1 protein-coding gene is annotated in these 502 nt (G+C 28.9%); it reads right to left on the bottom strand.

The features are described 5' to 3' along the window. The coding region (locus tag AC3G7N_RS22865; RefSeq protein ID WP_489424377.1) for a hypothetical protein at window positions 1-445 on the bottom strand (445 nt) is incomplete at its 3' end. Window positions 446-502 lie beyond the last annotated feature (57 nt).

Here is a 502-nt window from a genome sequence, read left to right as displayed (position 1 = left end):
TCATAATTGTATACATATTTAAATCAATTATCTTGTTATGTGCAATATGATTGCGATCGTTACTCAGGCGATCCCACTTACTTTTGAAATTTTCAGGGTCATTGAAGAATGCTGATAACTCATTCTTCCAAAACCCTTTTTCACTTTTTAAATCATATTCAAACGGTTTATCAATCAATTCTTTTAGTGTTTTACGTAACGTTTTTCGGACAATCTCTTTATCAGTCGTTAATTCATAATGGTTCTTAATATCGATTGTGAAATTAACATCAAATGTATATTCACTTTCTACCAATCTAGTTAAATCTTTAATATCTAAAGAATACATGTCTAGACTGATATCTTTAAGGTCAGTTAAGACTCTCTGATACCCCTCTATTCTATCTTCCTTTTTAATTTTTTTTGAAATATGTTCCCACCAATCTAAACCATATTTGAACGTCATAAAATGAACAATTAATACACGAAATGAATTTTCGGCTTTATTAGTAAGTTGGTATAA

The sequence above is a fragment of the Virgibacillus carmonensis genome (assembly GCF_057836705.1).
This window is presented reverse-complemented; position numbering and strand designations above follow the sequence as displayed.